We start from the raw sequence: 9,841 nt of genomic DNA, 5'->3' as shown, positions 1-9,841 counted from the left end.
GGAGAAACCTATCTTGAAGTCAAATAATGAAATATTTCTATATTAAAAAGGGAGGGATCATCCCCTCACTCGATCTCAAAACAGATGTGAGACTTTCACCTAAACAATGATAAAATTTTTTCACATTCAATTTGTTGGGGACATCTGCGACGCCGACCATTCTTCCCCGGATATTATCAAAACTCGCTCAATTCCAAACCTGTCCCATCAACGGAACTGAATGGCGTAAGGTTACCATATTAAAGAGGGGGGGGTATCGGGTTATTGATTCTGATTAAGTCAATTACACGATATAATCGTAGTTGATATGATGTTTAAAAAATAGATTGGTTGAGATCGATTGATTGGGGGATAATTTCAGTTAAACCTTACATTGATTTTAATGGCAAGACACTGTTGTAACAAAGTATCCCGAGCGGCGGAGGATGTTGGTGATGACCAGCCTCTGGTAGGGGAATAGGTACATGATGCCGAATCTCTCGGCAGCGGTCTGCGTTAGAATATCTTCCGACATGGAACCCTCCGACTTATAGAACGGAGATTTTGACCGTTTTGAATCAAATAATCAGACATTTTTATGAATGATACGCTTGTGCAGCTGCCGGCATCCTTTATTATCAATACTCAAGTATTTCAAATATATGCCTGATTTCCTATAATTAGCCCATGAGTCGAGAATTCAACGGAAGACCCCTGGAGCTGCTGGCGCCTGCGGGCACATTTGGTATCTATAAATCTATGATCAGAAGTTCCTGTGATGCCATTTACTGCGGCGGGCAGGTTCTCAATATGAGGATGATACGCAAGGGCTATAATTTCAGTCATGATGAATTGAAAGAAGCTGTTTTTCTTGCCAGGGAGGTCGGGAAGAAGATCTATATTACCATCAACAGTCTTATCGATGAAAAAGAGATCTCCCAGGCAGAGGATTATCTCGGATTTCTGGAAGAGATCAGGCCTCATGCTCTGATTGTACAGGATGCAGCCATTCTGGATATTGTGAGAGAGTCGGGGATGACCCTGCCTCTTCATTCTTCGGTGATGATGAATGTTCATAACGCCGAAATGATCCGCTTTCTGGCCCGTCAGGGTGTGGAACGGGTTGTTCTCTCCCGTGAAATGACCTTGCAGGAGGTCCGGCTCCTGGCGGAACAGACCGATGTGGAACTGGAATACTTCACTCATGGTGATATGTGTGTAACCCATGGCTCCCAGTGTCTGTATAGTTCCTATCTTTTCGGAATGTCCAGCAACCGCGGCCGCTGCCTCAAGCCCTGCCGCTGGCCCTTCACAAATCTGGATGGTGAGAAGCCCTTCCCTCTGGCAGTGAAGGATCTGAGTCTCTACAGCCATCTGGGCGATCTGGTACTGGCGGGAATCTCATCCTTAAAGATTGAGGGCCGGATGAGAGAAAAGGAGTTCATCCTGGATCTGGTCAACCGCTACGGCGGGGCACTGGACCGTTTTCTGGATGATCCTCTGGGTGGAGCCCAGGCTGATGCCGGGGAGATAGAAGAATTCAAAAAGAGGGATTACTCCACCGGCTATGCCTTCGGGAATCCCGGGATAGAGAACATCAACACGAGAGGTGAGGGATCAGGACAGTTTTATTCGACGGGTAAGATGTTCAGCACTCCTACTCAGGAGAAAGAGATTTCTCTTTCCATTCCCCCGGAGGAGGTCCCCTTTCAACCGGAAGCCGGTCTCTCCCTGAAGATGACCGTCCGGGTGAATACGGTCGCCCAGGCCCGGCTGGCACTGGACTGCGGCGCCGACAGAATCTATCTGTCCGCCGAGCCCTTTGCTCCGGACAGACCGGCCTCATTTCAGGAAATCCAGGCTCTCTACGGGGAGTGTTCACAACAGGGGAGGGAACTTTTTCTGGCTCTTCCCAGGATGATGAAGGCCGGACAGATCGAACTTTTCCGGGCCTATTTCAATAAAAAACCTGCTCTCACAGGAGTTCTCGCCGGTCATGCGGGTATCTTTGAAATGATAGATGTCCGGGAGTACAGCATCGTCTGTGACAGTGCCATGAATCTGTACAATGCCCGGGCCGTCGGCTTCTATACAGCCCGGGGCGCCTCAGGCTGGACTGCCTCACTGGAACTGCCCTTCGATTCTCTGGCCGCCCTGCCCGGGGATGTCAAATCCAGGGGGGGCTCTCTCCGGGGAGAGGTCGTTCTCCACGGTCTTCCCGGGGTGATGTACATGGATCATGATGTCAGCCGGATTCAGGAAGACCAGATCTCTCTGGAGACACAGGTTTCCCGTCTGACTCTCCGCAGAGACTGGTGGGACCGTTCTCATCTTCTGCCCCACAAGGAACTCTGCCTTCTTCCCCGCCTGCCTGCCCTTGTGAACGGGGGATACAGGTTTTTCCGTCTGGAGCTTCAGGCCTACACCCTGTCGGACTCCGAATCCATTATGAAGACATACCGTCAGGCCCTGGATGAACCGGCTCGAGCCGTCGAGTTCTTCCATACATTGAAATCCTGCTCAGGAGGCTATACCTATGGCGCCCATCAGTTCTGAATCCCCGGGACCCGAAAGAATTCTGGAGAAGAAACACGACTTTCTAATGCCCTGTTCCTACCATTTTTATAAAGATCCCCCCCAGCTGGTGAAAGGGAAGGGGGCCAGTCTGTTTGACAGCCGCGGGAAGGAGTATGCCGACTTTTTTGCCGGTGTGTCCGTGATGAACTGCGGCCACTGCAATGATTCGATCAACCGGCGGGTAATAGACCAGCTCCAGACTCTGCAGCATACCACGTCTCTCTACCTGACCCAGCCCGTAGTGGACCTGGCGGAGCAGCTGGCTTCGGTTCTGCCGGGTGATCTGAGACGCAGTTTCTTCTGCAATTCAGGGTCCGAGGCCAACGAAGGAGCCATGCTCCTGGCCCGGGTGTATACGGGGAAGAAAGAATTCATTGCCCTGGAGGGAAGCCTCCACGGCAGAACCTTTCTGACTTCGGGAGCCACAGGCATCCCCATGTGGCGGACAGATCCCTTCTGTGATGAGCTGCCTGTACATTTTGTATCTTCCGCCGAAGAGGCGGGGAGAGTGATCAGGGAGAAGGGTGACAGGATTGCCGCTCTTCTGGTGGAGCCTATACAGGGAAACGGCGGAATCCGTCCCCTTCCCCCAGATTTTTTCACATCCCTTCTGCCCCTGATGAAGGAGAAGAAGGTTCTTCTGATCTGCGATGAGATTCAGACCGGCTTCGCCCGGACCGGCAGGATGTTCGCGATTGAGCATTACCGTGTTCAACCCGACATACTGACGGGAGCCAAGGCTCTGGGGAACGGTTTTCCCATCGGTTTCTTTGCCACGACAGATGCCATTGCCTCCTCCTTTTCCCGGCCATCTGCATCCACTCTGGGGGGGAACCCCGTTTCCTGCCAGGCGGGACTGGGAGTGCTGGAATTCATCCGGGAGGAGAATCTGATCGAAGAGGCCCGGATCAAGGGTGAAATGCTGAAAAAAGGGCTGGAGTCGATCAGCAGGGATTTCCCCTTTCTGGGAGAGCCCCGGGGTCTGGGGCTGATGCTGGGTCTTCCGGTTCTGGGTAACCAGAAGTGGGACGGGGCGGAAAGGACAGATCAGATTCTGGAAGAGATGAAGGACCGGGGATTCCTTCTCGGGAAAAACGGGCTGGGACGGGATGTCCTGGCCTTCCAGCCACCCCTCGTGATCAGCCCTGGCGTGATTGACTCGATGCTCGACCATTTAAGAAAAACAGTAAGGATTCTGGAATGAAAAAATTAGGGATATTGATACTCGCTCTAACCGCCCTTTATGCCGCCGGTGCCACGGGACAGAGGGAATTCACGGAGCAGGAAAAAGCTATACGGATAGGGGTGATGCCCGATGCGGGGGCCCTCCCGCTCTTCCTGATGGAAAATGTAGAACTTGTGCCTTTTATGAGCGCCAAGGAGCGGGATACGGCCATGCAGGTAGGAGAGCTTGACGGGACCATGACAGATCTGGTTTCTGTGGTCTCATTCGGGCAGAAGGGGATGCCTCAGCGGGTTCTTACCATCACCGAAAGCCGCTTCATGATCGTGGTCCATCCCGAATTCAACATAGAAGATTCCTGGAGCATCGGCCTGTCGGATAATACGGTCATAGAGTTTATGGTGGATCAGTTGACCCGGGGCAGACAGATAGAAAAGGTCTCCATTCCTCAGGTTCCCGTCCGGATGGAGATGCTGGGGAACGGCAAGATTCCCATGGCCTGCCTGACCGATGCCATGGCCTGGCCCCTTTTAAGCCGCGGATTCCCCATTGTGAAGGATCAGGCGGATACAGCCCTGGAACCGGCAGTCCTCGCCTTTCGGGAAAGCTATATTCAGGAACACCCCGAAGAGCTGGCGGCCTTCAAGGATCAGTGGAATGCCGCCGTGGAAAAAATCAATTCAGACCCGGACCAGTACAGTTCCCTGCTTCTGGAAAAGATCCGTCTCCCCGATGATCCGGAACACCCTTATCCCGTACCCCACTACCGTTCCATTATGCTTCCTCCCGAGGGGACTGTGGATGCGGTTCTTCAATGGTTCGACGGCAAATACGGACTGGAACATCCGGTCAGTTCTGTTGATCTGCTAATTCCCTAGAGACTTGAATCCCGGTGTGGACTACCCTCCCGGGTCTCACTATAATCGGTTTATGGCATATAAGCATTTACAGGATTTTGTAGCCCGTCTGGAGAAGGAAGGTGAATTGATGAGAATCAGCGCCTCCGTCAGTTCCAGGCTGGAGATCGGTGAAATAACGGACAGGGTGAGCAAGCAGAAGGGTCCCGCTCTGCTCTTTGAAAATGTTCAGGGGTCGGAGTTTCCTGTACTGATCAATGCCTTCGGCAGTTCCCGTCGGATGGCTATGGCTCTGGGAGCAGAAACCCTGGATGAAAAAGCAGCGGAACTGGAGGAACTCATGGATTGGGCCTTCTCCCAGATGGGCCGTCTGGATGTGATGAGCTTTTTCCCGAAATTGAAATGGGCCCGAATATTTCTTCCTCATAGAGTCTTTAACGCACCCTGTCAGCAGGTTGTGGATCATGATCCCGATCTTTCCACGCTACCCGTTCTCACCTGCTGGCCCGGCGACGGGGGGCCATTTTTCACCCTCCCTCTGGTGATCACCAGAGACCCCGAAACGGGTGCCCAGAATATGGGGATGTACCGGATGCAGGTCTTTGATAAAAACACCACGGGCATGCACTGGCATCATCATAAGGATGGAGCCCATTACTTTCAGAAATACAAGGAACGGGGGGAGATAATGTCTGTGGCCGTGGCCCTGGGAGATGATCCCGCGGTGACCTATGCCGCCACGGCACCCCTGCCCGAGGGGATTTCCGAACTGTTTTTTGCGGGTTACCTTCGAGGGAAACCCGTGGAGACGGTCAAATGCATCACTTCCGACCTCCAGGTTCCTGCCCAGGCCGAATTTATTCTGGAAGGCTATGTTGACCCGGAGGAGCCGCTGCACCGGGAGGGGCCCTTCGGCGACCATACGGGCTATTACTCCCTGGAGGAGGACTATCCCGTTTTTCATGTCACCTGCATCACCCGGAGAAAAAAGCCTGTCTTTCCCGCTACTATTGTCGGTCAGCCGCCTATGGAAGACTGTTACATGGCCAAAGCCACAGAACGGATCTTCCTGCCCCTCCTTAAAAAGTTGGTTCCCGAAATCATCGATATGAACCTGCCTCTGGAAGGGGTTTTTCACAATTGCGCCGTCATCTCTATCCGCAAACGCTATGCGGGGCAGGTTCACAAGGTTTGTAACAGCATCTGGGGAATGGGCCAGATGATGTACACCAAGATGATCATCCTTGTGGACCATGATGTGGATGTTCAGAACCTGAGTCATGTCATGTGGAAGGTCTTCAACAATATCGATGCCGAACGGGACCTGATCATGAGTCAGGGTCCCCTGGATGCTCTGGACCATGCCTCCCCCCGGGCCCGGTTCGGAACAAGGCTCGGGGTGGATGCCACCCGTAAGGGCCCTCTGGACGGACATGAACGGGAGTGGCCCGACGATATTGTGATGAGCGATGAGATCAAAAAACAGGTGGATCTTCGCTGGAAGGAGCTGGGATTTGAGTAATACCGAAGCTCTTCGCGGGTTCATCCGGCAGGAAGCCCGGCGGGGAAGTGGCATCAGCCGGGCGGTCATGCTGGAACATACACTCTTTTCTCTCCCACTGGCGATCTGCGCGTTTTTGCTGGAAAGCGGGGGACGTCCCGGTTTTTCCACGGTCCTCTGGATACTGCTGGCTGTGTTTGCCGCCCGGAACGGCGCCAATGCCCTCAACCGCCTGATCGACAGGAAGATCGATGGGGAAAATCCCCGTACTGCCGGGAGAGATCTGCTTTCAGGCCGGGTGAAAGTCCGGGACCTGTGGATCTTCACGGTAGTCTGCGGTCTGCTCTTCCTGCTTTCTGCCGCCATGCTGAACCCGCTCTGCCTGCTTCTCGTTCCTGTCGGGGTGGTGCTTATCGGCGGATATTCCTTTACGAAACGATTTACCTGGCTCTGTCACTTCTGGCTGGGAGTGACCTGTTCCGCCGCCGTCATGGGCAGTTTTCTGGCTCTGAGCGGCCGCTTTGAAATCCGTTATTTTCCCTTGACCATCGCGGCGGCTCTCTGGGTCGCTGGTTTTGATATCATCTATGCCCTGCAGGACCTGGAGCATGACAGAGTTCACAGTATTCATTCCGTTCCCTCCCGTTTCGGACGCCGCGGCGCCCTGGTGATAGCCGGTCTCAGCCACCTGGGTACACTCTTCTTCCTGGCTGTGAATCTGTTCTTTTTTCATCTGGGAGTCTGGTATGCCGCTGGAGTAGTCCTTGCGGCTCTGATTCTGGCGGCGGAACATCTCATTGCCTGGAGAGGCGGAATCAAATGGATACCTCTGGCCTCCTATCATCTCAATCAGATCCTCTCCCCCCTGATCCTTCTGTTCACCCTGCTGGACATCTATATGCCGGGAGGTCTGTATGGTTCCTGATTCTCCTCCTTTGATTCTGGCGCTGACCGGAGCCAGCGGATCCCTCTACTCCCTGTCTCTGGCCCGGAAAATACTCCAGAGGGATATTCCCCTCCACCTTCTGATCAGCGATACCGCTGCCGAGATCCTCCGGAAGGAGACCGGACGGCGCCTGGATGACTGGGTAGGGGAACTGACCTCAATGGGGAAGGTCATGGTTGATGACATCAGAAATCTCGGGGCTTCTGTCTCCAGCGGTTCCTATCTGACCCGGGGAATGATCGTCGCACCCTGCAGTATGGGGACTCTGGGCAGGATCGCCGCCGGTGTTTCGGGGAATCTGATCGAGAGGGCGGCGGATGTCTGTCTCAAAGAACGGCGGAAGCTGATTCTGCTGGCCCGGGAAACTCCTCTGTCGGCCATACATCTGGAGAATATGCTCCGGATTTCCCATGCCGGGGGAATCATCATGCCTCCTGTTCCGGCGCTGTATGCGGCTCCCGCCAGTATCGGAGAGATGGTGGATTTCACCGCCGAGAGAGTGATGGATCTGATGGAACTCCCCTCGCCGGAGGCCTACAGGTGGGATGGGGGAGGCTGGTCCGGGGATGATTGAGTATCTGGATACGGCTTTTTCATACTCTCCGGAAAAACCTGTGATACCCCCACTCAGGGGCCGCTGGGAGAAGGGGCTGATCCACTCCCTCATCGGGCCTTCGGGCTGCGGCAAAAGCACCCTTCTCTATCTGATAGCCGGGCTGATTCAGCCGAGCCGCGGTGAGATCCTTATCCAGAATGAAACTCCCCGTCCAGGCAGGAGACAGACAGCTGTGATTCTGCAGAATCATGGCCTCTTCCCCTGGAAAACAGCCTGGCAGAATCTGGCCCTGGGACTGGAAATCCGGAGAGAGAAGAAGGGAGTGATACAGGATAAAATTACCCGGGTGCTGAAGGATCTCGGTCTGGAGGGGAAGGAGCATTCCTACCCGAAAGAGATGTCCGGCGGTGAAAGGCAGAGGCTGGGCATCGGCCGGTCCCTGGTGTTAGACCCGGATCTCCTTCTTCTGGATGAACCCTTTTCCTCACTGGATGCCATGACCAGGGAAAGGCTTCAGGACAATTTATGGCAATTGAAGCATAACCGCCTGTCCGAAGCGGCTGAACTGACGGTCGTACTGGTGACCCACAGCATAGAAGAAGCTGTATTCCTCAGCGACCGTATTCATATAATGGATGATCAGGGGTTCATCCGCTCCCTTTCCAATACAACATCCGGTCCCGGAGGCAGGATGGAGTCTTCCTATTTTGATACCTGCGTTCTTTTAAGAAAGCAGTTTGGCCAGCATGCCCAGGGCGGTCTATGAAAAGAATGATCCCCCCCCTGATCTTTCTGTCCGCCTTCTGGTGGTGCAGTTCCCTGATCATTGATAAACCCTTCTTTCCCACTCCCGATCTGGTTTTATTTTCAATGCTCCATCAGTTCCGGGAAGGAGCTCTGGCAGCTCATCTGATCACCTCCCTCTTCCGGGTTTTTGCGGCTCTCTTCTTCTCTTTCTTTCCCGCTCTCATCCTTGGAATTGCCGCCGGTCGGAACCGGATGGTGGATTCCCTGGTCAGTCCTGTGGTCTATCTCTTGTATCCTGTTCCCAAGGTCGCTCTTCTGCCCATCATCCTGCTCTTTCTGGGACTGGGGAATCTTTCCAAGATCTTCTTTGTCTCCCTTGTTGTCTTTTTTCAGTTCTTCCTGAATCTACGGGATGAAACGGCAGGCATCAATCGTCAGTATTTCGTCTCTCTCCGCTCCCTGGGAGGCCGAAAAGCAGATGAATTGAGGCATATCATCATACCCGCTCTACTGCCTCGAATCTTTTCTTCTCTCAGAATGACTCTGGGAACGGCGATTGCTATACTTTTTCTGGCGGAAACCTTTGCTACCAGAATGGGAATCGGCTGGTATATCATGGATGCCTGGTCCCGGATAGCCTATACGGAGATGTACGCCGGCATACTGGCTCTGAGTCTTGCAGGATTCGTCCTTTTTTTGATCCTGGATGTATCAGAATCCTTTTTCTGCCGTTGGAAGTCATGAGATTATTCCTGAAATGGAAAGAAGCCGGGCTGAGGAAGTCTGATGCAATGAAAGATTTACAGAACGTATTTTATAAATTCATTTTTTAAAATTGTTGTGTGCTTTAAAAACCATCTCTCAAGGGAATACAGAACATCCTCTTTAAAGAGACATCCCGCCATATACATACCAATATCTATAAAGAGCTGATCCAGTGATTCCTGATAAAAGGCTATCAAGTTCTCTATGTTCGGGTATGAGTTCGCATTTAATAGTTCTACTTCGCTTTTATAGTGGTAAATGGCATATTTATATAGTTCCTTCAGCAAGCCCTTGTCATCTTTAGAATCATCATCATTCAGTTTTTCCATAATTTTGAAAAGTGTCTGGTGTTGATTATCCATTTCCGGAATGTCGGTGTTGTATTTTTCCTGCCAAACTAAATCCACAATATTCACTCCCTTGTCAATAATGACCAGGCCTACTTTATTATATTAACTGATAATCGGCATTTGTGAAGTATTTTTAAATCTGTTACTGTTACATATGTTCTTATCAAACCACAATCTACGAGATTTTGAGAGACTTTACAGCAAAGCAGAACACTGGCCTGGTATGATTGAACTGTCAAATACGTTCGTATTCTATTGACGTACGTACCTGTCGGGACTATCCTTTTTATCAGGAGGCCTGATGATATATTCTGCCACGGCACTCAGAAAAGATATTTATTCAGTCCTGGACTCCATTCTGGAGACGGGAATTCCCATAG

Annotated in this window: 9 protein-coding genes; 8 read left to right on the top strand and 1 reads right to left on the bottom strand. The window is 52.3% G+C overall.

Annotated features, from left to right (window positions below; genetic code table 11):
• The first annotated feature begins 666 nt into the window (after nt 1-666).
• Genes PF479_RS08485 through PF479_RS08450 form a run of 8 tightly spaced genes read left to right on the top strand, consistent with a single transcriptional unit; the run spans nt 667 to nt 9,090 of the window.
• Nucleotides 667-2,535 (top strand): U32 family peptidase, encoded by a 1,869-nt coding sequence (locus tag PF479_RS08485; RefSeq protein ID WP_298004897.1) that lies wholly within the window; start codon nt 667-669, stop codon nt 2,533-2,535.
• Complete coding sequence (locus tag PF479_RS08480) at nt 2,516-3,760, top strand: aspartate aminotransferase family protein (protein WP_298004894.1); 1,245 nt, start codon at nt 2,516-2,518, stop codon at nt 3,758-3,760. The genes PF479_RS08485 and PF479_RS08480 overlap by 20 nt, the downstream gene beginning before the upstream one ends.
• On the top strand, nt 3,757-4,617 hold the full coding sequence (locus tag PF479_RS08475) for a hypothetical protein (RefSeq protein ID WP_298004891.1): 861 nt from the start codon (nt 3,757-3,759) through the stop codon (nt 4,615-4,617). Before PF479_RS08480 ends, PF479_RS08475 begins: the two co-directional genes overlap by 4 nt.
• 52 nt (nt 4,618-4,669) lie before the next feature.
• Nucleotides 4,670-6,118 (top strand): menaquinone biosynthesis decarboxylase, encoded by a 1,449-nt coding sequence (locus PF479_RS08470; RefSeq protein WP_298004888.1) that lies wholly within the window; start codon nt 4,670-4,672, stop codon nt 6,116-6,118.
• A complete protein-coding gene (locus tag PF479_RS08465) occupies nt 6,111-7,022 on the top strand; it encodes a 4-hydroxybenzoate octaprenyltransferase (RefSeq protein ID WP_298004886.1) in 912 nt (303 codons plus the stop codon). The genes PF479_RS08470 and PF479_RS08465 overlap by 8 nt, the downstream gene beginning before the upstream one ends.
• The gene (locus PF479_RS08460) at nt 7,012-7,617 is read left to right on the top strand and encodes a UbiX family flavin prenyltransferase (protein ID WP_298004883.1); all 606 of its coding nucleotides are present in this window, start codon (nt 7,012-7,014) and stop codon (nt 7,615-7,617) included. The genes PF479_RS08465 and PF479_RS08460 overlap by 11 nt, the downstream gene beginning before the upstream one ends.
• Nucleotides 7,610-8,365, top strand: a complete 756-nt coding sequence (locus PF479_RS08455) for an ABC transporter ATP-binding protein (protein ID WP_298004880.1) — start codon at nt 7,610-7,612, stop codon at nt 8,363-8,365. Before PF479_RS08460 ends, PF479_RS08455 begins: the two co-directional genes overlap by 8 nt.
• Nucleotides 8,362-9,090, top strand: coding sequence for an ABC transporter permease (locus PF479_RS08450; protein ID WP_298004877.1), 729 nt, complete (start codon nt 8,362-8,364; stop codon nt 9,088-9,090). The genes PF479_RS08455 and PF479_RS08450 overlap by 4 nt, the downstream gene beginning before the upstream one ends.
• 56 nt (nt 9,091-9,146) lie before the next feature.
• Here PF479_RS08450 and PF479_RS08445 read toward each other — a convergent pair whose 3' ends face one another.
• Nucleotides 9,147-9,518, bottom strand: a complete 372-nt coding sequence (locus PF479_RS08445) for a hypothetical protein (RefSeq protein ID WP_298004874.1) — start codon at nt 9,516-9,518, stop codon at nt 9,147-9,149.
• Nucleotides 9,519-9,841: the final 323 nt, after the last annotated feature.

The sequence above is a fragment of the Oceanispirochaeta sp. genome (genome assembly GCF_027859075.1).
Lineage (GTDB): Bacteria > Spirochaetota > Spirochaetia > DSM-2461 > DSM-2461 > Oceanispirochaeta.
The sequence above is the reverse complement of the archived record's forward strand: the minus strand, read 5'-3'. Positions and strand labels throughout refer to the sequence as shown.